Here is a 24,213-nt window from a genome sequence, read left to right on the forward strand (position 1 = left end):
TTAATTTGAAATTCCTCTAAGTTACCGAAATAAACGTCGAAATATTGAGTTCGATGATTATCTGATGTCGATTGCGAGACACTATTTCGCCAGTAAATTGACAAAATATTTAAGTAAATCGTTTTTGAGAAATTGAGTGCTCAGTGAGGGTATAAATGAACTTTGGTTATTTTGATGACAGTAAAAAAGAGTATGTTGCTAACACCCCTGTCACACCCATTAAGTGGTGTAACTATGTCGGTACGTTGGATTTTGGTGGCTTAGTCGATAGCAACGGTGGCGTGTTGTTGTGCAAAGGCGATCCTGCATTGAATCGAATTACTAAGTATGTTGCTCAAATGCCAAACTCCGATTTTAAAGGCTCTACGGTCTACCTAAAAGTGCGTGATGAGAAGGGTCATGTTGACATCTTTTCACCGTTTTTTACGCCAACGCTTAAACCACTAGACAAGTTTGAAAACCATACTGGCCTATCGTACACCACCATCGTTTCGGAAGCGTTTGGTGTGCGCTGTGAAGTGACCTTCTTCGTGCCCAAAGGCGATGGTGTGCTGATCGAAGACATTAAGGTGACCAACTTGTCTGAGCAGGCGCTGCATGTGGACGTGGTGCCTGTTTTTGAATTCACTCATTTTGACGCGCTCAAGCAACTGTTGAACGCAGACTGGGTGCCACAAACAATGACATTGAATGCCCATCAAGAGACATCGGGTCATTGGGTGCTGGAACAGTATGCCTTTATGAAGCGTGATTTTGCCGTCAACTTGATGACAGCAGATCGCGTTGCAACGTCGTTTGATGGTGACCGGCAACACTTTCTTGGAAATTTGGGTTACGGCAGTTGGGCCGCGCCTGAAGCATTGAATTTTGATGAACTCACTAACAGTGAGTGTGTGCGCGGCGATAATATTGGCGCGTTGAATTTGCGCCTGGGCTGGTTAGTGCCGGGAGCGACTGAGCGTACTGTGGTGCAGTTAACTCAGGCAGAAAGTTTGGAAGCTGCGCGCCCGCTCATGGAAAAATATCGCGATCATGCGGCGGTGGATCGCGCGTTTGCCGAACTGTGCACCAGTTGGGATAACTACCTTGATACCTTACAAGTTGAGACGCCGGATGCGGCGATGAACTCAATGCTAAACATTCACAATCCGCGTCAGTGTCACACCACGAAAAACTGGTCGCGTTATTTGTCGTTGTATCAGCTGGGTTATGGCGCGCGCGGGATCGGGTTCCGAGACTCCTCGCAAGATACCCTCGGCGTCATTTCCCATATGCCTGAAGAGGCGCGTGAATTTATCGAGCGTCTTTTGTCAGTACAAACCAGCAATGGTTCGGCGATGCACCAATTTTTCCCATCGACAATGGAAGCCAATGCGGGGGATTCGCGCGAGGAAGAAGATCGCCCTGATTATTATGGCGATGACCATTTGTGGATCATTTACGCTGTCACTCAATATGTCAAAGAGACGGGTAACGGCGATTTCCTTAATAAAGTGATCCCGTTTTATGAAAAAGACAAAACGGGCAAGCCGCTGAGTGAAGGCACCGTTTGGGACCACCTCTGCCGCGCGATTGAGTTTACACGCGCCAATACTGGCGCTCATGGCCTGCCATTACTGGGCTTTGCTGATTGGAACGATACCGTTAATTTACCGACCGGCGCGGAATCATTGATGGTCGCCAATATGTACGGTAAAGCGCTGCTTGATATGGCGGATTTGTGTAAACTTCGCGAAGATTTTGCGCTGCAAAACGCCTTTTCTGAGCAGTACGCTCAGATGAAAGCCGTGGTCAATGAGCATGGTTGGGACGGCGAGTGGTACGTTCGTTACTTTGATGAAAATGGGGTGCCCGTTGGCTCGCACATCAATGAACAGGGTCAAATTTATACCAATGGTCAAAGCTGGCCCGTCATCTCGGGTTTTGCGACGCCAGAACGCGCAGATGCGGCGCTCAATTCTGTTCACCAAAAGCTCAATACACAACATGGTATTAAGTTGTCGATGCCCGGATACAACGGCTTTGAGCCGCGTTTGGGCGGGGTGTCAACGTATCCTCCTGGTGCAAAAGAGAACGGCGGCATCTTCCTCCATTCTAATCCTTGGGTGATCATTGCTGAGACGAAAATGGGGAATGGCGATCGTGCGTTTGAGTATTACCAGCAAATTAACCCAGCGTCGAAAAACGACGACTTAACCACCTTTGAATCGGAACCTTATTGTTATCCACAAAACATTCTAGGCGATGAACATAAACAATTTGGTATGGGCCGTAACGCATGGCTATCGGGCACCTCATCATGGACTTATGTTGCGGGCACTCAATGGATTTTAGGCATTCGACCCGAAGTGGATGGCTTGGTGGTAGACCCATGCATTCCAAAATCATGGCCACAGTTTAAAGTGAAGCGTCAGTTCCGTGGCGCAACCTATCACATTTCAGTGGTCAACCCCGATGGCGTTTCAAAGGGTGTTGTGGAAATGAAGGTGAATGGCGATGTCATCACGGGCAATAAAGCGCCTGTGTTTACCTCTGGCGAACACGTCATCGAAGTGGTTTTAGGTTAAGCGGTACAAGGGGGCAAAGGCCCCCTTTTAAGGACATCATGATGGACAACAGAATTCCATACACCAGTTTTCACGGCAGCGCAGCATCCATTTGCGCCAAAGGAAATGCGGTTGAGTTTATTCAGCCTTGGTACACTCCCATTTCGACCACGCCGAAAAACACCGGGATTGCCGTCGGCGGCATCGGTAATACTTTCACATTAACGCCATTGGGTGATACGCCAAGCTTTGCGTTTATTCCGGGTATATTTATTGATAACAGCAATAGTGAACTCAATTTTAATGATTTCTATCTGTCAGTGGCAGATGACATTTCATTGGATAATTTGCTGATCGCAAACCTTGATCAAGTTCGTTTTTTCTTACGCTTTTACCCCGCGCTATTTTGCGGCGAGCCCCTTGATACGACGTCACTCCAGAGTGCGTTGAATGGGATCAAAAATGCGTTGGCCTCTGGTACGTTTTACCTCGAAAACCAAGCTAATTTCGTCAAATGGCGCATTGAATTGACCAGTAAAACAGAACGAGAATTGGCGCTTGACCCACGTTCAATAAAAGCTCAGCTTTTGGTCGCAGTCGATTTCTTTAATGGTCTATTGTGCAATAGCAGCGCGAAATTAACCTCACTGACTGCGACGCCAAATCAGCGACAAATCGCGCCGGTGAGTGAGGATCAAATCAACTTCGCCGCGTTATATCCTATGGCTGAGTTTGAGTACTCGCCTTTTTCTGAGCTTGAGGTGACGCGTAAAGTCGTTTCACCGATTGTTCGTGGCGATAAGAAGCTTTGCTCTTTGCCGATGCACTGGAATGAATTCGAAATCGTCAATCACAGTGCAGAGACCAAAATTGTCACCTTGGCCCAGTCCTTAAAGAATGTGCTTGGTGCAACGTACCGCAAACAGCGTCCTGGCGTGCAAGACTCCGCTTGCCTCTTGACGCAAAATCCGGTGAAGCAGCAGCACACAAGATACCAGTGGGAGCAAAATGAACGTACTTACGTGGGTGTGGTTCAACGCAGCGACTCTCACTTTGGCGCTGATATTGATGGTGAAATCTTGTTTGGTGTTGAAGTTGCCTCTGAGCAATTGAGTCAAGGTAAAGCGGTGATCAGCGCCAAACCTTCGCTGTATTGCATGAATGAAGAGCAGGTGCTTATTGATGCGTTAAAAACCGGGCGGGTGAATCAAACGTTCGATAAAGGCATTTACAGCGGGCGTGAAGCGTTAGCGTCTGTAGTCACGGTGCAGTTGGAAATCGCGCCTCATTCAAGCGCATCGGTGCGTTTTGTTCAGGTGATGGATAGCGCAAAAATTGAGCTGCAAGAATGGTCGAGTGAAAAGGCGTACGCACAATATTATTCCGCTTCATCTCGAGCGACCGCGATTTTTGAAGAGACTTTTGCATCACTGGACTCGATTGATGCGCGAATTCACGCAGAGCAGCAAACCTATCTCAAACATGCGCGAGCGGCGTTTGAAAGTGATGCCTCTGCCGTGCAATTTGCCACGATGGCAATGAACAGTCTTTCGTTTTTAGCCGAAGCCACCGTGTGGGACGTCAAAGATAAGTTTTTAGTCAAGGAGTGCGTTGATTATCCGTTTTTCAATTCACTCGATGTTTATTTTTATGGTTCATTTTCGCTACTCTATTTGTTGCCCGAGCTCGATGGCTGCGTGATGCAAGAGTTTGCTCGCGCCATTTTGGCGCAAGATGGCACCAAGCGACGTTTTTGGGAATATGAAGATAAGCCTTACGCAGAGTTAGAGAGTCTAAAATATGAAGGCGTTCGTGGCGTAAAAGGGGCGGTAATCCATGATCTGGGTAGCCCGTTTGACATCGCTCCCGATGCGTACACTTGGCACAATGTGAAAGAGTGGAAAGATTTAGCCCCAAAATACGCATTGATGGTTTATCGCCATTATCAGTTAACTGGCGATGCTTCCGTGGTCAACGCCTGTTGGCCTGCGGTAAAAGAGAGCATGACCTACCTTAATAAATTGATTGCTCAAGGCGATGTCATGCCTCTGACCAATGGTACTGACGATACCTTTGATAACCTCTCCTCACATGGCATTTCGATCTATTGTGGTTCGTTGTGGGTAGCAGGATTACGTGCGGCAGCAGAATTGGCAATTTTGATGAATGAGGCGCCGCTTGCGCAGCAATACCGCCACACCGGTGACGCATCGCTTGCCCTTTTAGAGCGTGGTCTGTGGGATGAAAATCGCGGCTATTTCCGCTTTTTCATTACCCCAGTACAGGCGAAGCATCTCACGGGCGAAGGATATCAGCCGCTCCAAGCTCTCGGCTTGGTGTTGACCGGCGATAACATTAAGGATAAAGAGATCCTGAACCGTTATCTTGACCAAGCGGGGCAGGCGAGTGTCAATGGGCGGATTGAGGCGAAAAAGCGTTTGCTGGAATTGGCGCCTGATGCGTTTACCCAAGAGTATCTGCGTATTGTCGAGCTAGATTCAGATAACAGCTTTGGCGATGCTATGCTTGCAGATACGTATCTGAAGTTGCTAGGAATGCCGGGGCTTTTTGCTGAAGAAAAAGTCTCACAAACGCTCGATTTTATTTATCGAACCAACTTCAAAGAGAACAGCCCATCGCTTGGTGTCGCGAATATGACCTTGAGTAACGGCATGCCTCATCATGAGTTTCAAGCGCAAGATGTGTGGGTCGGGGTTCAATTTAGCGCCGTCACCGCGCTCAAACTTGCTGGTAAAGAGCGTGATGCGCAAGCCTTAATTGAGACGGTGTATCACGCGCTTTATCACGAAGCGAAAATACCGTTTGCCGCACCTGAAGGCTTTAACTGTTCGGTTAAAGTCTCTTCTGAGATGCTCTCTGGCGCCTTTGCTTTGTCGGAAGGTGCTGCGGAGTTCTGGTATCGCTATCTCAAACAGACGCAGTGCTTGCTTCCTGATGGTCGAGTCAATCCTTTTATTGATGGCGCGTTTGAACAGTTCCAAGATCTGATGCGCGATCAGATTGAGCATGAGGAAATTAACCAGCTCTACATCTGGTTAAAAAATACGGGTTTGAAATACACCGCCGGCCGTTATTTTAGACCGGGAATGATCTTCTCTTACCTACCTGAACTGCTTCATTGATCGGAGTTTTTCGACTAGCGTAGCTCGTTGAGTGTCTTTGCAATGCCCTTGTTTTCCATAAACAGGGGCATTTTTTTATCTTCAAATCCTCGCCCCACTGACAAACCAAGTCATTTCGCTGAACCACCCATCTTAAGGTTACTGCCTACCTGCATCTCCAACTTGTTTGGGTATAACATTTTTTGTGTGTAATAACTGCAATTGACATGTCGAGATGATGGGTGTGACACGATTTATTCTGAGTAACAAAAATATATAAATCGATTTTCGATATTTAGTACAGAGCGGTTAAATTTTAGTCGACATAATGAATGGTGATATATCCAGATGTTTATGACACTAATGAGTAATAATATTGGTAATTGATTTTTTGATTTTATATCAATTATTTTAATTGTTGCGAAATAATGCTACGTGTCATGGGATTGTTTGAATATATGTCATAACCCTACAACAACATTAAGTGAAACTGATATGAAATTGAATCGTACCTTATGGATTGCGCCAGCCATTACGCTCGCATCCGTCTTTGCCAGTTATTCCGTTAGCGCGGCGTTTAATCCAAACCCACCAAGTGTTGGCGCTTATGAATCGGGCCAATATCGCAATCTCGCTCAAGAAATGAACGCCCACGACGCACAAGCGAAGCTGGACGCGGGTTTTGCCAACATGTTTGGTGAGAACACGCAGCAGCAGCTGTATTACGGTTACTACGAAGGGGGCTATTACAATGGCCACTATATTAAAACCACAGATACCAATGATATTCGTACCGAAGGCCAGTCTTGGGGGATGACGATTGCAGTGATGATGGATAAACAGCAAGAGTTTGATAATTTGTGGCGCTTTGCGAAAAAATATCAAAAAAACTCCGATCAACATTCTGATCCTGCAAAACGTGGTGTGTATGCGTGGCAGCTGAAATTTAATTCATCGGGGCAAGTGTACAAAAACGACGATGGGCCTGCGCCGGATGGGGAAGAGTATTTTGCCTTTGCATTATTGAATGCGGATGCGCGTTGGGGAAGTCATGGCAGCATTAATTATTATCAAGAAGCGCTGGTGATGCTGCAAACGATCAAGACTAAGTTGATGAAAGATGGCGTGATTGTCTTTTCTCCTTATGTTGATAATGTGACCGATCCGTCATACCACATACCGGCATTTTATGACTACTTCGCTGACAGAGTGGTGAATTCTGCCGATAAACAGTACTGGGCATCTGTCGCCACCAGAAGCCGCCAGTTCCTTCAAGATCATTTTGCAAAAGTAGACGGTAGTCCTTATTGGAATTTACCCACTTACTTAGCGCGTCCTTCAGGTGACCCGATTCCCGGGAATCTTTTTTCAGGTCAAGCTAATCCCGGTGACTGGTATGAGTTAGATGCTTGGCGCGTTGCGATGAACGTGGCGATGGACGCTCATATCATGGGCGCGAAAGCGTGGCACAAAAATGCCATAAATGGCATTTTGGGAGCTCTGGCGTACAACAAGTCGGCAAACGGCGCGGGCTGCTACAAACAAAAATATTGGATGGGAATGGAGCAGAGCCCGTACTGTGCAGGCGAGGGGCAAAAAGCGGCCAATGCCGCGGCGCTATTGGCTTCAACCAATGCCGAGCAAGCAAACGACTTTTTCTATGACTTTTGGCACACCCCCCAGCCAACCGGTCAATACCGTTACTATCACGGTTGTTTGTACATGCTAGCGCTGCTTCAAGTCACAGGGAATTTCGTGTTTTACAACTAACTATCCGCTATTTTAAAATTGTGAGCTAACCCCGTACGATTCTTCGTTCTTGTTTAATCTAATAATTCGATTGCGAAGAAACACATTGGTTTCGTCATTTTGGCTAACTACAATCAAAATTAATAAGTATCGACATTAATCATAGGTTTAGGACTACCAAAATGGCGACCATTCAATTTAATCATGTGGATAAAATATATTCTGGCAACGATTATGTTGTGAAAGATTTTAACCTTGAAATCGAAGACGGAGAATTTGTCGTCTTTTTGGGACCTTCTGGTTGCGGAAAATCAACAACCTTAAGAATGTTAGCGGGGCTAGAAGATATTTCTGGTGGTGAGATATTAATTGATGGCGTTGTGGTGAATGATCTCAGCCCAAAAGAGAGAAATATCGCAATGGTTTTTCAAAGTTATGCGCTTTATCCGCACATGACGGTTTTTGATAACATTGCTTTCTCTTTAAAAATGTCTGGAAAAAGCAAAGAAGAAATTAATAAGCAGGTAAGAGAAGTCGCTGACATGCTTCAATTGACCCCACTGCTGGAGCGAAAACCAAAAGCACTGTCGGGCGGTCAGCGTCAACGTGTAGCGATGGGGCGTTCGTTAGTTCGCACTCCAGAAGTGTTCCTTTTTGATGAACCGCTATCTAACCTTGATGCCAAACTGCGCAATGTGATGCGCGGTGAAATTAAAGAGTTACATCGTAAACATAAGAAAACCACGGTTTACGTGACGCACGATCAGGTCGAAGCGATGACACTGGCCGATAAAGTGGTGATTTTACGCGATGGCTTTATCGAACAGGTGGGAACACCAAAAGAGATCTATCACAACCCTGCCAACCATTTTGTGGCCAGCTTCATTGGTAGCCCGACTATGAATATGTTGCCAGTGGTACTAGAAACCGAAAATGATCAATGGTTTGCGCGCATTAATGAGCATACATTGCCACTGCGTGGAGAGCCAAGCCTTGACTCTTCCACTCGTAACGCCATTTTAGGTATTCGTCCTAGTGATATTTCATTGACCCCATTTGATGCATCGATGGCGTTGGATGTTTATGTCGAAAACACCGAGTTACTCGGCGCGACGGTACAAATCAATGGCAAAGTCGGTTCAAATGAGGTGGTTATCGAAATGGACGCCGATGAAAGCGTATCAGCAGGCGAAGTGGTTAACTTCTATCTCGATAGCAGCAAAATGCATCTATTTAATTCGCAAGGAAGTGTCATTTTATAGGTGACAGTTGCGTTTTCGCATTTTTTGAAACATCTAGTTTTTTTCAAGCAGCTTTAAACACTCTTCCCCCATTTGGCAATGTCTGTGTGTACGTGCGCGGCATTGCCTTTTTTTATCCATTTCAGTCACATTTCAAGTTAGGAGTGACAGGTGTAAAAATAACGTACAAAGCACGATAAAGCAGGAGTTTGCGGCAGATCACAGATGAAATTTGGGATGAAAAATTACGCATCCCATTTGCAAAATATGGTAGAGAACATTATCAGTGATTATTTTATGCTGTATTCCATGGTCAGACGAAACGCTGACGCATCACAGGAAAAAACCTTTGTTTTTATAAATAAAACTCAAGGGTGTGAAATTTGATTTGATTTCATGTTGACTCAATTAGTTAACACTTGAGTGCTTATTTTCAGCAGTTTTCAAGTCGGTATTCAAGTGAGTTAATCAATTTAATTTGATATTAATTAGGTAGTTTAAATGGCATCGGTAACATTTAAGAATTTAGCGAAAAGCTATGATGAAATCCAGGTGGTGAAGGGGATTGACCTTGAAGTAAACCACGGCGAATTCATTGTATTATTAGGCCCTTCTGGGTGTGGTAAATCAACAACTTTGAGGATGCTAGCGGGCCTAGAAGATATTAGTGGCGGTGAAATATACATTGATGATCTATTAGTAAATGATTTGCACCCCATTGAAAGAAATATTGCAATGGTATTTCAAAGTTACGCGCTTTATCCCCACATGACGGTTGAGGAAAACATCGGTTTTAGCCTTGAGAATATGAAGGTCGAGAAAAAGCAGCGTGCTGAAATGGTAAAAAAAGTGGCAGAAGTTCTTGAATTGACGCCACTGCTTCAACGTAAACCAAAAGATCTTTCAGGTGGTCAGCGTCAGCGAGTGGCAATGGGACGCGCTATGGTGCGCACGCCTAAAGTGTTCTTGTTCGATGAACCTTTATCAAACCTTGATGCTAAGTTGCGTGGTCAAATGCGCAAAGAGATCCGTGCACTGCATGAGCGCGTTAAAACGACAGTCATTTACGTCACGCATGATCAAGTTGAGGCGATGACGCTGGCCGATAGAATTGTGATCATCAATAACGGTGTGATTGAGCAAGTTGGGACACCAAAAGAGATATTTGAAGCGCCGAAAACGCAATTTGTCGCCAAGTTTATCGGTACTCCGGAAATTAACTTATTCGACCATGGCACGATGGATATGAGCCAATATATTCCAAGTGAGTTTATTCCTTCTGAGACCAAATCCATCGGTATTCGACCACAAAGCTTTACCTTAATAAAAGAAGAAATCGAAGATGCGCATCGCTGTTCCATTGATGTAACAGTGCACAGTGCTGAGCATCTTGGCTCAGTAAGCCATTTAGAGTGTTACCTCGGTAGTAAGCGTGTAAATGCTGAAGTGAAAAACTTAGAACAGGATTTACAAGGTGATGTAACGCTTTATTTCGACCTAAGAAAAACACTGTATTTTGATTCTAATAATGTAACTACTTTACGATAAAGGGATTGTTCATGAAAAATAAGAAGATGAAATTATTGTCCTTCGCTGTCTCTGCAATGATTGCAAACAGCGCCTTGGCGGAACAAATAGAAATCACGGTTGCATCGTTCCCTAACTTTAACCAATCTGCTGAAAAAGCGATTCCGCTTTTTGAAAAGAAATATCCAGATATTAAAGTCAAGCTGGTGACATTGGCTTATGGCGACCACCACAATGCAATGACAACAGCACTCGCAACAGGCGCTAATCTTCCTGATGTTATGGGGATTGAATATTCATACGTAGGTCGTTTTGTTGAATCGGGTGGTTTGGAAGATTTGGCGGCAACGCAATATAACGCTGGGTCTTTTACTGAGAAATTAACGCAATTTTCGGTTTCACAAGCGACGAGCTCTAAAGGCGTTCTTGCTGCGATTCCTGCAGACATTGGCCCAGGCGCAAGTTTTTATCGTAAAGACATTCTAGAAAAAGCCGGTGTCAGTGAGTCTGAGATGCTTGAGAGCTGGGATTCATTTATTCAAGCGGGTATCAAAATTAAAGAAAAGACCGGTAGCTACATGCTAGCAAACGCGGTTGATATTAAAGATATCTATATTCGTTCAAACCTGAACGATGGCGATGGTATTTATTTCGATAAAGATCATAACGTCTTGGTAAATACCCCACGTTTTAAAGAAGCGTTTCGTTTAGCCAAAAAAGCGCGTGAAGCAGGTATCGATGCAGAAGTGGGTGCGTGGTCAAACGAATGGACGGAAGGTCTTCGTCGCGGCACGATTTCAGTACAGCTCATGGGTGCTTGGTTAGGTGGTCACTTAGAAAGCTGGATTGCGCCTGATTCAAAATCGGTCTGGCGTACTGCGCAGTTACCCAATAAAGCATACGCAAGTTGGGGCGGTTCATTTTACGCAATCCCTAAAAAAGCAGCGAATAAAGAAGCGGCTTGGAAATTCATTAAATTTATGGCGGCTGAGCCAGAAATTCAATTGCTTGCCTTTAAAGAAATTAACGCGTTTCCATCGCTCGTTTCAACCCACAGTGATGAGTTCTTTAATGGAAAAATCGCCTATTTAAGCGATCAACCTGCGCGTTTGACATGGCTTGAATCTGCGCAACACATTCCAGCAGTGTCGGTTGACCGTTATGACGAAGTTGCCCGCCAAGTGGTTGATGATGCTCTAGAAAAAGTGCTTGAAAATGATGCGGACATTGATGAAGTGCTTGCATCAGCAGAGAAACAAATTCAACGCCGCGCTCGTCGCCGTTGATATTTAGGCGGGCTAGGGGCTTGGCCTTGGTCCGCCAGTTTATTTTGGGAATATATTTATGAGTTATTCACTCGCTACTAGCCAGATTGGTAATCAAAAAGGCAGTTTTTGGTTACGTAAAGGAAGCAAAATTGCGCCTTACATTTTCGTTAGTCCATTTTTTATCATTTTTGGTGTGTTTGGGCTCTTTCCACTTATTTTTTCACTTTACCTTTCATTCCATTATTGGGAACCCGCTGCAGGATTAGCTGCAATGGAGTGGGTTGGATTTGAGAACTATGTTTTTGCGTTAGAAGACGAGTGGTTTCAAAAATCGGTTTATAACACCGTTGTGTTGGCTCTGAAATCGGGTATTCCACAGCATGCGGTCGCTTTGCCGCTGGCATTCTTTATTCACACCAGCTTTAGCCGTATGCGTAATACCATCATTGGTATTTACTTTGTTCCCTTTATTACATCAACGGTTGCGATTTCGCTGATCTTCAGCACTTTGTTCTCGCGTGATTTTGGTATGGTAAACCAGATGCTAACCACGGTCGGGAATTTTACGGTTGCCGATGTGAAGATCTTCTCATGGTTGTTCCCAACGGAAAATATTGACTGGGCACGCCCAGCGTATACCAAAGATATGATTGCGTTCGTTGTCTTCTGGCGCTTTGTTGGCTGGAACACCGTGCTCTATCTCTCTGCGTTACAAACCATTCCACGTGATATTTATGAAGCTGCAACCATTGATGGTGCGAATCGCTATCAACAGTTCTGGCATATTACGTTGCCGCTACTTAAGCCAATGGCGTTCTTTGCAGTGACCCTCACCATTATTGGTAACTTACAGATGTTTGAAGAACCCTTCATCATCACAGGTGGTACAGGCGGTATTGATCAAGCGGGTAAGACTGCTGCAATGCATATGTACATTACTGCATTTGTCGAGAGTGATTTTGGTACCGCATCAGCCATTTCATGGATTCTTTTCATGCTGATCGCGTGTTTAACCTGGGCGAATAACAAACTTTTAGGTGGGGATAATCAATGAAAAAGAGCATCGGAAAAGACAAGCTAATTGCTTACTGTATTATTGCCGTTGGCGCGGTGATTATGCTCGCGCCGTTCTACTTCATGTTTGTGTTCTCATCACATTCGAATTCCGGTATTTTATCTGTTCCGCCACCGATTTTCTTTGGCGACTATTTGCTTGAAAACTTTAAGACTTTGCTTGAGTTCTTACCCTACTTTTGGGACAACTTGGCGCTGAGCTTGTACGTTGCTGTTGTGGTGACGCTGTTGAATCTGATTTTCTGTTCACTGGCAGGCTATGCGTTTGCGATGTTTGATTTCAGATACAAAAACCTCATGTTCGTTGGCATTATGGCGACCATGCTCTTACCACCGTTTTTAGGCATGATTCCGACTGCGATGATCATGTCATCAATCGGTTGGATGAACGATACTAAGGCGCTGATTGTTCCAGCCGCGTGCGGTGCAATGGGTATTTTTATGATGCGCCAGTTTATCGCAAGCTCGATTCCGAAAGAGTTGGTCGAGGCCGCGCGCATGGATGGTTGCGGTGAGTTCAAAATCTATTACCGCGTGATTGTACCTTTGATCACTCCAGCGTTTGGTACGCTTGGCTTGATCACGTTCATCGGTACTTGGAACAACTTTATGGGACCCTTGGTGGTTATGAACGACATGAAGATGTTTACAGTGCCTCTAGCGCTGCGCGCGCTGCAAGGTACAGGTCAGGTGCCGTGGGGCGCGGTTTCCATCGGTGCGGCTATCGCCGTATTGCCTTTGCTCTTCTTGTTTATTTTGGCCTCGCGTCGCCTTATCGATGGTTTGACGGCAGGTGCTGTCAAAGGTTAACGTCAGGTTAAGCTGCGTTGCGATACCCTTTCTACTCCAAGCGGAAAGGGTATCAATACAGCGCTCTTAAGATTGCATCTTATTCATGCCAGCCGCTATGCGCCTGGCATTTTTTCGTTTACTTCTATCGGAATTAAATCGAGCGATGCTGGGTGGGAGAGGGGATTGCGTAAGGTCAGCAAGGATTGATGTTATTATTGATAAGGCATAGAATCGCGCAAGATAGATCCGCTATGTAACGTGTTAAGGTGTATGAAGAAGTCAAACTTGACCTCAAATGATATTGCAAAATATTTAGGTGTTTCCCAGTCGATGGTTTCTCGCGCCTTTAACCCCAAAGCGAGTATTAGTGATAGTAAACGTGCGTACATTTTAGACGGCGCTGCAAAGCTGGGTTACAAACCCAATGCATTAGCACGCAGCTTAATTTCAAATCGTTCTGGGCTTATTGCGATCGCGTTAGACTCTAGCGCTAACCCCATGTATGACCTGCAAGCGCGTATACTGGCCTCAGAAATTCAAGCCAAAGGGGGCCATGCGATACTTTGCCCCATCTCCAATGGTGATTTGGACTCGGCGATTCAGCGAGCATTTGAATATCAAGTCGATGGCGTGATCATCGCAACCAGCCGTTTGACCAGTAATGTGATCAATCAATGTGAGCAGTATGGTGTCTGCCTGAGCTTTATTAATCGATATATTGATGGTTTTAAGGCCAACTGTATTGGCTTAGACAATAACTATGCAGGAATTCAAGCGGCGGATTATTTTTTTAAACACGGCTGTTCATCTTGGGCGTTTATCGGTAGTGAAGCAGGGTCAATGACTTGTGAAGAGCGTTGGAAAAGTTTCTCTCACCGCGCGCTTGAATTAGGGATTGAGGCGCCGATTCGGTTATCGGCATCGTTTGATCTTGAGTCAGGTATGCTTGCGGCGCGTCAATTGATCGACAGTGGTAATCAGGTCGATGCGATATTTTGCGCTAATGACATTATTGGTATCGGTGTGCTTGAGGTATTAAAACAGCACAAGGTTACTGGTATAAGAATTATAGGCGTGGATGACATACCTATGGGGGCGTGGCCTTCTTATCAACTTTCCACGATTAAACCACCGACGGATCTGATTTGTCAGGCAGCGGTCGAGGATTTGTTTGATCGCATTCGTGGTAATGATGAGCACACTGGCCAATACATTCTCTATAAAGGCACCGTCGTCGAGCGCGCATCTTGACCAACGTTATTGCGTGTCCATTTTATTTGCCCCTCTTATTTGAAATGTGAGTCATTTTTCATTTCAATGTGCCTCTTTTTACATCATGTTGTTAATGTTAATTAACAACATGACTTCCATTTCCCAACCACTTATTAAAATAAAATCAAACTCATAGTGAGTGTATCACTTGATAGCTCGCATTGTCTTGAATTTATCAAAAGTGATGCAAGTCACAGCTAGATGACACATGATGAAACAATTTGTTTTATTCTGATTTAAGTCAATAAATTTAGAAAATGAAACGATTAAATTCATTGCATACGTATGCAATGAGTGAAAATCAACGTAATGACCGCCATCACAAAAGCGAAACACGCATCACAAGGTAATGTGTTTAACATCCAGTTATTTACGATTGATGATGGCCCGGGCATTCGCACAGAGCTGTTTTTGAAAGGGTGTCCTTTGAGCTGTGATTGGTGCGGAAATCCAGAGAGCTTTAAGCACTATATTCAGCCTGGAGTATACGAAACGCGTTGTATTTCAAAAGAAAAATGTGGTGCGTGCGTTGAGGTTTGTCCTCATCCAGAAGCGCTTATTTTTGATCAAGACAAGCTGACTGCCATTGATAGAAACGTGTGCACTCACTGCCTTGCGTGTCAGGTGGAATGTCCTGCTGATGCGATTAAACAGTGGGGTAAAACACTGTCAATTGACGAATGCATGACCATTATTCGTAAGGATAAAGGGTTTTATGAACGATCGGGTGGTGGCGTTACCGTTTCAGGCGGCGAACCCTTATTGCAAAGTGAATTTGTAACTGAATTGTTTCAGCAATGTCAGCAAGAAAATATCCATACCTGTTTGGAGTCTAGTTTCTACGGTAAGTGGGAGAAAATTGCTGCGCTTCTACCTGTTACCGATTTGATTATTTCAGATATTAAACATATGGATAGCGAAATTCATAAACACTATACCGGTGTGTATAACGAGCGAATTTTATCCAATCTGAAAAAACTATCGCAAACGGATAAAGCGTTTATTTTGAGAATTCCAGTGATCCCTCAAGTTAATGATGATGAAGCAAATATAAAAGCAACCGCAGATTTTATTATCGAAGAGTTGGGCAATAAAGTCAGAACATTGCAGCTATTGAGTTTTATGCGTCTCGGCGAAGAAAAATACCGATCATTGGGTTTACCGTATCAGATGGAAAACCTCATTTTTGGTCGAGATGCATTTCAGGAGCGTGTGCAAAATATTGCCCATTATTTCAATTCTCGTGGCATTCATTGTGTTGTAGGAACAAAAGAAAAATAAACACTCTTTGAGATTTATTAGTACAAACATGAATAAAGTCGTTTGGGTATAGCCGCAAATGTTCGAGCACTTTTTCATGTTTATCCTATTGAATTTTAAAAGTAAGGAATTATTTAAATGGTACAGACAATAGTAAGTGAAAATACCACTTCAGCTCGAGGCGTGGATACCTTTGATAAGGTATACGGCCTTGGTTATGAGGTGGGTCATGCCGACTGGTCACCCTATCCACGAGTGAACCGTTTGCGTCAAACGTTTTTGGATCGCCCCTATGAAATAGACGTTGAACGTCTGCGTTTAGTGACTCAAGCGTTTCAAAATAACGAATTAGCGCCACGTATTTTGCAAAATGCCTACGCGTTCGAAAATATTTTGCTGAATGCGACTTTGTATATTTACGACGAAGACCTGATCTTAGGCGAAATTGCAGCGCCAGCGAAGGCATCACCCATTTATCCCGAATTTTCGGTTGACTGGATCATTGACGAAATTACCAACTCACCGTTTGAAGAGCGTGCGAATGACCAATTTTACATTCGTAACGATGAAGAGCGCGCTGAGATTTTAGAGCTGTGCGCTTACTGGAAAGGCAAAACCGTCAACGAAACCATCACCGCAACATTAGATCAAGATCAGAAGAACGGCTCACATATGGGTGAGAAGATCTTCCAAACCAACAACTATCACTTTGCTGGTATTGGCCATTTTGCGATGGACTTTGCCAAGTTGATGACCTTGGGTTTTGATGGTGTCATCGAGCAGGCAGAAAAAGCCGCGGCAAAATTATCGAAAAAAGACGCCGACTACGCCGCAAAACGTGATTACTACAAAGCCACATTGATCACTCAAAACGCCGCGAAGAAATACATTACGCGTTACGCCGACCTTGCAGCCTCTATGGCAGCAACCGAAGCGGATGAAGTTCGTAAAGCAGAATTGGCTGCCATGGCAGAAAACTGCTACCAAATTGCTGGTGGCGTGCCACAAACATTCTGGCAAGCGATTCAGTTGTTTAATTTTGCCACGACACTGACTCAAATAGAGGGCAATGGTCACTCGATTTCTTACGGTCGTATGGACCAATGGCTACACCCGATTTACCTTGCGGACGTTGCGCAAAATGGCACATCAAAAGAGTTCATTCTTGAGCTACTTGAAGTGCTGTACGTCAAGATGAACAACCCAACGAAGCTGAAAGACAAAGGTACCGTTCGCGTTCGTAATGGTCGCGGTTTTGGTGGTGAAAGCTTGACTATCGGTGGTGTTGATACGCAAGGCAACGACGCGACAAACGATCTGACTATGTTGATGCTTGAGGCCTCAGTGCACACTCGTATGATGAACCCATGGGTTTGTGTGCGTATGCACGAAAATACGCCTTATGAGCTGAAGGTTAAAGCAACCGAGTGTATTCGTGCCGGTTACGGTCACCCGAAACTGTTTAACGACGCACCTGCCATTCAAGCGATGCTAGGCAAAGGCGTCACGCTGGAAGAAGCGCGTGATTACGCCGTGGTCGGTTGCGTTGAGCCAACGATTCCTGGTAAGGAACACGGCTGGCAAGATGCTGGCTATGTGAATGCCGCCAAAATGATGGAAATGGTTCTTAACCATGGTCGTTTGGTTGCTGGACCGAATACTGAGCTTCAACTTGCACCAGATACTGGTAGCCTTGAAACCTACCAATCATTTGAAGAAGTATTGGAAAGCGTTGATAAGCAGTTTGAATTTTGGTGTGACCAACTATGCAGCTGTTTAAACATCACCGATAAAGTGCACGCAGCGCTAAAACCAACGCCATTTATTTCCGCGTTCTTTGATGGGTGCATTGAGACCGGACGTGATATGACGGCCGGTGGAGTGAAATACAACGGCATTGGACCACAAGCTGCCGGCATTGCAACTTGCGCAGACTCGCTAGCGACCATCAAAAAGCTGATGTTTGAAGATAAGAGCTACACAGGTAAGCAGCTGCTAGAGGCCCTTCGTGATAACTGGGAAGGCCACGACAAATTGTACGCCTTGGTGAACAGTTCAAAAATTTCGCATTATGGTAACGACATTGATGAAGCCGATGAGCTATTCAAATACATGTTTGAGTGTTACTGCAAAAACATTGCGGGCCGTCCAACCGTTCGTGGTGGTGCATTTAGTCCTGGTGTTTATACCGTAAACGCCAACGTCGGTATGGGTCTGTTTATGAACGCATCACTTGATGGCCGCAAAGCACAAGAGCCTATTTCCGATAATATGGGGCCTGTTCATACCGCAGGGGGGTCACACGATTTCTCTGGCCCAACGGCAGTGGTGAATTCGGTGACGAAGGTGGATCACAGTAAAGCCACCAACGGCACATTGCTCAACCTACGTTTTCCAGAAGATGCGGTGGCGGGTGTTGAAGGGCGCGACATTTTGATCAGCTTTATTGACGAATACATGTCAAAGAAAGGAATGCACGTTCAGTTCAACATCATGAGCGCAGACAAAATGCGCGCGGCTCAGTTAAACCCTGAGCAGTATCGCGACATGTTGGTGCGTGTGGCAGGTTACAGTGCGTACTTTGTCGAGCTGGGTAAGCCGCTTCAAGATGACTTGATTTCTCGTACTGAGCTTCGTTTCTAATTCAATTGATTCTGATGGGCAGGGATGTCCCATCGATTATGGAGTAATTCCCGTGGATTTTATGTTTAAGTTTGACTACTTGCTGGTTGGTTTGATGCAAGTGATAGGCTTTTTTGTGCAAGGTACCACAGGTTTTGGTTGTACCGTGATTGCCGCGCCTGTGACCAACGGTTTGCTTGGCACCACCATTGGTGTTCCTTATGGTACCGCGATTACCATTCCGTTTTTGTACTATCTTGCCATTAAAGGTCGTGATGACATTTCGTGGAAAGATCTGGCCAAAATCGTGGTGCTTTGCGCACCAGGTATTTTGATTGGACAGTATCTGTTTTATCAAATCACGCCGCAAACGGCCAAAATCCTGATTGGCGCTATGGTGACCGTGATTGCGGTGATGAACCTTCACAAACACATTATTAAACCGCTCGTGATCAAAGAGATTGATGCGACGGAAGTGGTCGACACTTTCTTGAAGAAGGTTTTCCGTTACGGCTGTTTGATTCTGGGTGGTATTGTGCACGGCGCGTTCAATATCGGCGGCCCACTTATCACTGTATACACGCTTGAGGCGGTTCAAGATAAGAAGAAATTCCGCAATACCATGACCATGCTTTGGGTGGTACTAAACAGCTGGAACATGTTTAACCAGTACCAAAATGGCGCGTTTACCACTGAGTTAAACAGCGCACTATTGATTGGTTTACCACTGGCTGGTATTGGCTTCTTCTTTGGCATGCGTTTCCTTGAGAAGATCAACCGTGAACAGTTCTTGCGCATCGTGTATGTGATCCTATTGATCATTGGTTCAAACATGCTTTTGAGCAATATTCCTTGGACTGCAGATATGAAATTGATCACCATGATCTCATCCGCTGTCGTACTTGCGGCATACGCTGTGAACGTGATGATGAAGCGCAAAGCAAACCTTTCTAAGCTTCAAGCAAATTAAGATTTATTGACACCCGACCATGAAAATGGTCGGTGACTCGCTCAAACAAACGCTCATAACCGTGTTTGTTATTTTAAGGAATATGTCGTGAAAGACTTTGGTTTTAAAATTCCACAAAACATTGAATTTGGTATTGGTAGCTTAAATAAACTGCCTAACATTTTGAAAGACAACGATTCAGATCACGTGTTTTTGATCTCCGATCGCGGCTTGGAAAGCATTGGTGTTGTTAAAAAAGTGCAAAACATCATTCTTGCTGGTGGCATTCAGTGCACAACCTATTTGGATGTGGTTCCCAATCCAACCATTACTGTGGTGAATGAAGCGACTGCGCTTTACAACGAGTGCGGCGCCACAAGTATCGTTGCACTAGGCGGCGGTAGCCCGCTAGATGTGGCAAAAACCGTTGGGATCTTGGCCAAATTTGGTGGTGATATTAAAGATTACGAGGGGCTGAACAAAGTACCGGGTCCTATCGTACCTATGATTGCGATTCCAACCACTGCAGGTACGGGCAGCGAAGCGACCGCCTCTTCTGTGATCACCGATGAAGCGATTAACTACAAGTTTTCTATCGTAAGTTATGAAACCTTGCCAAAGTACGCGGTGCTTGATCCACAACTTATCATGACCGCGCCAGCGTCAATCGCGGCAGCGTGTGGTGTCGACGCGCTCATTCACGCCATTGAAGCTTATGTTTCGAAAAATGCCTCACCATTTACCGATACAATGGCGGAAAAAGCGATGCAATTGATTGGTGCGAACTTGCGTCAATTTGTCGCCAATCGCGAAGATGAGGAAGCGGCATGTGCCATGATGGTGGGCAGTAACTTCGCGGGTATCGCCTTTGCGTGGGCACGTCTTGGTAATGTGCACGCGATGAGCCACCCAGTGAGTGCGTTTTTCCATGTGCCTCACGGTGTCGCTAACTCGATTTTGTTACCCACTGTGATGAAATTTAACGCAGTTGCAGACAAAGGCCGTTATGAAGTGATTTATAACTTCATTCGTCAAGGACGTGAACCAGTGACGAATTTTGAGCCACAAATGCTCATTGAAGAGATTCAAAAGCTAAATGATGATCTCAACATTCCTCGCACCCTGTCTGAAGTCGGAGTGAAGGCTGAGCTTATCGAAGAGATGGCTAAAGATGCGATGAAGAGTGGAAACGTGTTATGTAACCCTCGCGAGACCACGTTAGAAGATATGATTGAGCTTTATAAGCAAGCTATCTAATCATCGCGCCCATTATATACCCGTTCGACTTGAAGCTGCAGCGTTGTTGGCTGGCTCTCACAAACCTCATCACATAGTTAGTCTATGTTCACGAAGTGCTCAGAGGCTTTGCTCTTTTGCCGCCTACCTGTAACTTCAAGTTGTTTGGGTATAGTAATGGGAGTGAAAAGGGCATTTTGACATTTTTCGAAATGCCCTTCGTGTGATTCAATGTATGGGTCTTTATCAAAAATAGCCATACATTGAATTATATGATTATGGGTTTTTGTTATGAAAAGAATATTTGGAGAGGAGCAGCCATACATCCCTGCTGGACCATTTAAGGTAAGGATACCGTTTGTGCATGTCGGCTTTGAAAAAGTGGACTTTATGCAGGGGTTATTACTGTGCGCCGTTTGTTTGGGGATGATCCCCATATTGCAAGAATATTTGGGCATGCCATTTGAAGTCGCAATGACAATTGTTGTGATTAATGGCTTACTCTATTTTATGCATATTATGCTGGGCGATCCCATTATACCCGGGTGGATTACGCCGGCGATTCCGATTGTCATTTTATATTTGAATCAATTTGATATCGGAACTGAGCGAATGCATGCTCTTATTGCCTTTCAAATTTCATTGGGCCTACTGGCGATAATATTGGGCATCACTGGGCTTGGGCAAAAAGTGGCCTCTATCGTACCGAATGCAATGAAATCTGGCATCATTATCGGCGCAGGAATTGCCGCAGTGAATTCGGTTTTGGTCGAAGGTGGACGTTTTGAACAAGCGCCGATCTCTATTATTGCTTGCACTGGGGTTGGTTTCTATCTGCTCTTTTCGAGTCACTTTAAGAGCCAAAGAAACATCAATAAATTGACCAAGATATTGGCTGATTTAGGCTCACTGCCGATTATTGTGCTAGCCATTATTATTGGCCCAGTAGTGGGAGAGGTGCCATGGCCACAAATTGAATGGGGCTTTACGACGCTTGCTTTTGGTGAGTTATTTGCAAACTGGACCATTTTTGGCTTAGGCTTGCCGCCGATTGAGATGTTTATTATCGGCCTGCCAGCGGTGCTCTCAACTTATATTATTTTGTTTGGTGATGTGATTCAGGCGAAATGTTTACTCGATGATGCAAGTAAAAAACGCCCTGATGAGAAAATTGATTTCAATGCCAATCGCTCTAATATGATTTTTGGTGCGCGTAATGTGCTGATGGGTATTTTTGGCCCGACAATTACCCTTTGTGGCCCGTTAGCTGCCGCAATGCAAGTGGTGGTCTGTGAGCGATTTAAATTGGGTCAAAACACCATGGATTCGATTAATAATGGCGCGATTTCTTATCGCTATGGCACCATGCTTGGGTACTTCTTACTGCCCATCGTCACTTTAGTGAAACCAGTATTGGGCATTGCTTTGGCGGCGACTTTGTTAATTCAGGGGTTTGTTTCGTTTCGTGTTGGTGTCACGAAGTCAAGAACAGTCAATGACTTAGGTATTGCTGGTGTTATGGCCGCGGTGATTGCCATTAAAGGCGCTGCTTGGGGGCTTGCCGCTGGAGTGATTCTTTGTCTTTTCGTGAATCTTGGTAAACACACACGTTATGAAAGTGAGATTGCCGCTGAACTGGAATCAAACAATTAGCAACCAGCGTCAATTGATCCAGTATGAAAAGTCTCTTTGGATGCTTCATTAATATAAAAGGCATAGCATCCTTCAGATTTTATTACATAGCCTCTTGGCCAAATGTATGACGCGCGATCTAACCCATTATTGCCACTTAATGGAAAGTTAGGAATCGATACGTAGCCGCCTTTGCCCGGGAACATGTTACCCAAAATGCAAAATTCAGGCTCATCGCAGGGAACGGATTCCCAATTTCTTGTCCAACTCTTTGGCACGTCAATATTTAATAAAGCTCTTAGCGTATCAGCACTGGCTGCCGGATTTCCGGCCGTTAGCGCCACGGTTTTACCCTGATAATCGAGTGTGGTTTGCGCATCATCTATTTGAATTCGAGCGTTGGCGAGTTTCAATGCGCTTGTTAGTGCACTATTAACACCATGAATATTAGCGGCATAAGCGCTGCTGGATAAATTAAGAAAACGTGGCGCTGCAACAACGGCAAGAATCGCGACCACCATAATGGTGATGACGATTTCGACTAACGTAAATCCTTTTGACGTTTTCATTCTATCTCCGTCCTACTTGAAGTTACAGCCTTGTTGACTGACGCTTGCAAACCTCATCACATAGCTCACCTATGTTTACGAAGTGCTCAAAGGCTTTGTTCTCTTGTCGCCTACCTGCATCTTCACGTTGTTTGGATATATATTCAGCGCTCAGTCGAAATTTTAATCAATGCTATCATGAAGTTATGTTGAAAAAAATTCCAATATTTCACATGCCATAATCTACATCTCTTTGATATATCAAATTCACCTCGATGACTTCGGTATTCTGCGATCACTTGGGTATAATCATCGTCAAACAGTAAAAACGGTAAGGTCTTATTTATGAAATCGGTTTTAGTCACAGGTGCCACAAGTGGTATTGGTTATGCGCTGGCATTGCTGCTCTCTCAGCGTGGGTATACGGTGGTTGCTAGTGGACGTAACGAACAGCAGCTTATGGCGTTACAGCAGCAGACCGGCTGTCATATTATTCAAGCCGATCTCGCGCAACCAAATGAAGTGACAGGACTGTTTGAGCGCGCTGTATCGCTGGTAGGCCATATTGATGTGCTGGTGAATAATGCGGGCATGAATTCTCGTAAATGTCTGATTGAAGAATTTACCTTAGAAGAGTTTGATCATCAGTATGCGGTGAACTTGCGCGCGCCAGCGCTACTGAGCCGGGAAGCACTTTTGCATATGAAGCCGCAAAAATCGGGGCAGATCATTAACGTCATTAGCACGGTGGCGAAGCGCTCAAATGAAACGATGAGTGTTTATACCGCGATGAAACAAGGACTCTCGGGATTTAGTGCGATTTTAGCCAAAGAGGCGCAGCCTCATGGCATCAAAGTAACGTCGTTATTTCCTGGTGGTACAGACACCAATTTCAGAGCGGCAGAGCGTCCTGAATATATGGATCCGAAAAGCGTCGCCTTGGTGATTGCGCAGCTTTTAGAGCTTCCAGCTGATATGATCATGCACGAAATGATGTTTCGACCACCAGTCGAGCTTGAATGATTGAACGTCGTTCAATTTGCAATACGACGAGCCACCGACATGTTCGGTGGCCCTAATCGACTTCAAACGCAAGATTCGCCGCAGACTCATTGCAGTATACCCAACTAACCTCAAGATGCATGGTTCAGCGAGAATGACTTGGTTTGTCAGTGAGGCGAGGATTTGAAGATTGAGTGGTTCTCAATCGAAAATCGTCAACAAAGCTGATGAGCCAAGACCTTGTTTATAACCAATAGGGCCCCTTGGGAGCCAATCACTGAACCGATAGCGGTGTTAAACAACTTGAAAATAGACTCGCTATTTCGCTGCGTTGTTTGCCTTGCTCTCAGCTCAGTGAGCCGGCTCTGAATCC

The 24,213-nt window shown here is 44.9% G+C and carries 16 protein-coding genes; 15 read left to right on the forward strand and 1 reads right to left on the reverse strand.

Annotation, left to right across the window (positions count from 1 at the left end):
- Nucleotides 1–155: 155 nt before the first annotated feature.
- From HGP28_RS04730 to HGP28_RS04795, 14 genes are all read left to right on the forward strand, one after another.
- Nucleotides 156–2,567 carry a glycoside hydrolase family 94 protein gene (locus tag HGP28_RS04730; RefSeq protein WP_168835294.1) on the forward strand — a complete coding sequence of 804 codons (2,412 nt, stop codon included), beginning with the start codon at nucleotides 156–158 and terminating at the stop codon, nucleotides 2,565–2,567.
- 41 nt (nucleotides 2,568–2,608) lie between these two features.
- Nucleotides 2,609–5,689 (forward strand): GH116 family glycosyl hydrolase, encoded by a 3,081-nt coding sequence (locus HGP28_RS04735; protein ID WP_168835295.1) that lies wholly within the window; start codon nucleotides 2,609–2,611, stop codon nucleotides 5,687–5,689.
- Nucleotides 5,690–6,163: 474 nt separating this feature from the next.
- Complete coding sequence (locus HGP28_RS04740; RefSeq protein ID WP_168835296.1) at nucleotides 6,164–7,438, forward strand: glycosyl hydrolase family 8; 1,275 nt, start codon at nucleotides 6,164–6,166, stop codon at nucleotides 7,436–7,438.
- 161 nt (nucleotides 7,439–7,599) lie between these two features.
- The gene (locus HGP28_RS04745) at nucleotides 7,600–8,679 is read left to right on the forward strand and encodes an ABC transporter ATP-binding protein (RefSeq protein ID WP_168835297.1); all 1,080 of its coding nucleotides are present in this window, start codon (nucleotides 7,600–7,602) and stop codon (nucleotides 8,677–8,679) included.
- Between the two features lie 480 nt (nucleotides 8,680–9,159).
- Nucleotides 9,160–10,206, forward strand: a complete 1,047-nt coding sequence (locus HGP28_RS04750; RefSeq protein ID WP_168835298.1) for an ABC transporter ATP-binding protein — start codon at nucleotides 9,160–9,162, stop codon at nucleotides 10,204–10,206.
- Between the two features lie 11 nt (nucleotides 10,207–10,217).
- The gene (locus HGP28_RS04755) at nucleotides 10,218–11,471 is read left to right on the forward strand and encodes an ABC transporter substrate-binding protein (RefSeq protein ID WP_168835299.1); all 1,254 of its coding nucleotides are present in this window, start codon (nucleotides 10,218–10,220) and stop codon (nucleotides 11,469–11,471) included.
- A 58-nt stretch (nucleotides 11,472–11,529) separates the two neighbouring features.
- Nucleotides 11,530–12,507, forward strand: coding sequence for a carbohydrate ABC transporter permease (locus tag HGP28_RS04760; RefSeq protein ID WP_168835300.1), 978 nt, complete (start codon nucleotides 11,530–11,532; stop codon nucleotides 12,505–12,507).
- Complete coding sequence (locus HGP28_RS04765) at nucleotides 12,504–13,337, forward strand: carbohydrate ABC transporter permease (RefSeq protein ID WP_168835301.1); 834 nt, start codon at nucleotides 12,504–12,506, stop codon at nucleotides 13,335–13,337. The genes HGP28_RS04760 and HGP28_RS04765 overlap by 4 nt, the downstream gene beginning before the upstream one ends.
- Nucleotides 13,338–13,589: 252 nt before the next feature.
- Nucleotides 13,590–14,570, forward strand: a complete 981-nt coding sequence (locus HGP28_RS04770; RefSeq protein ID WP_168835302.1) for a LacI family DNA-binding transcriptional regulator — start codon at nucleotides 13,590–13,592, stop codon at nucleotides 14,568–14,570.
- A 330-nt stretch (nucleotides 14,571–14,900) separates the two neighbouring features.
- A complete protein-coding gene (hpfH, locus tag HGP28_RS04775; protein WP_168835329.1) occupies nucleotides 14,901–15,872 on the forward strand; it encodes a (2S)-3-sulfopropanediol dehydratase activating enzyme in 972 nt (323 codons plus the stop codon).
- Between the two features lie 117 nt (nucleotides 15,873–15,989).
- The gene (hpfG, locus tag HGP28_RS04780; RefSeq protein ID WP_168835303.1) at nucleotides 15,990–18,494 is read left to right on the forward strand and encodes a (2S)-3-sulfopropanediol dehydratase; all 2,505 of its coding nucleotides are present in this window, start codon (nucleotides 15,990–15,992) and stop codon (nucleotides 18,492–18,494) included.
- A gap of 61 nt (nucleotides 18,495–18,555) precedes the next feature.
- The gene (locus HGP28_RS04785; RefSeq protein ID WP_168835330.1) at nucleotides 18,556–19,443 is read left to right on the forward strand and encodes a sulfite exporter TauE/SafE family protein; all 888 of its coding nucleotides are present in this window, start codon (nucleotides 18,556–18,558) and stop codon (nucleotides 19,441–19,443) included.
- Between the two features lie 87 nt (nucleotides 19,444–19,530).
- Complete coding sequence (locus HGP28_RS04790) at nucleotides 19,531–20,679, forward strand: iron-containing alcohol dehydrogenase (protein ID WP_168835304.1); 1,149 nt, start codon at nucleotides 19,531–19,533, stop codon at nucleotides 20,677–20,679.
- A 270-nt stretch (nucleotides 20,680–20,949) separates the two neighbouring features.
- A complete protein-coding gene (locus HGP28_RS04795; RefSeq protein ID WP_168835305.1) occupies nucleotides 20,950–22,311 on the forward strand; it encodes a hypothetical protein in 1,362 nt (453 codons plus the stop codon).
- On the opposite strand, the gene HGP28_RS19335 is transcribed toward HGP28_RS04795, so the two are convergent.
- A complete protein-coding gene (locus HGP28_RS19335) occupies nucleotides 22,308–22,859 on the reverse strand; it encodes a prepilin-type N-terminal cleavage/methylation domain-containing protein (RefSeq protein WP_168835306.1) in 552 nt (183 codons plus the stop codon). The two genes, HGP28_RS04795 and HGP28_RS19335, sit on opposite strands and share 4 nt — an antisense overlap.
- Nucleotides 22,860–23,183: 324 nt before the next feature.
- Here HGP28_RS19335 and HGP28_RS04805 point away from each other — a divergent pair, with 324 nt between their 5' ends.
- Nucleotides 23,184–23,861, forward strand: coding sequence for an SDR family oxidoreductase (locus HGP28_RS04805; RefSeq protein ID WP_168835307.1), 678 nt, complete (start codon nucleotides 23,184–23,186; stop codon nucleotides 23,859–23,861).
- Nucleotides 23,862–24,213: the final 352 nt, after the last annotated feature.

Source organism: Vibrio agarilyticus (assembly GCF_012641465.1).
Lineage (GTDB): Bacteria > Pseudomonadota > Gammaproteobacteria > Enterobacterales > Vibrionaceae > Vibrio > Vibrio agarilyticus.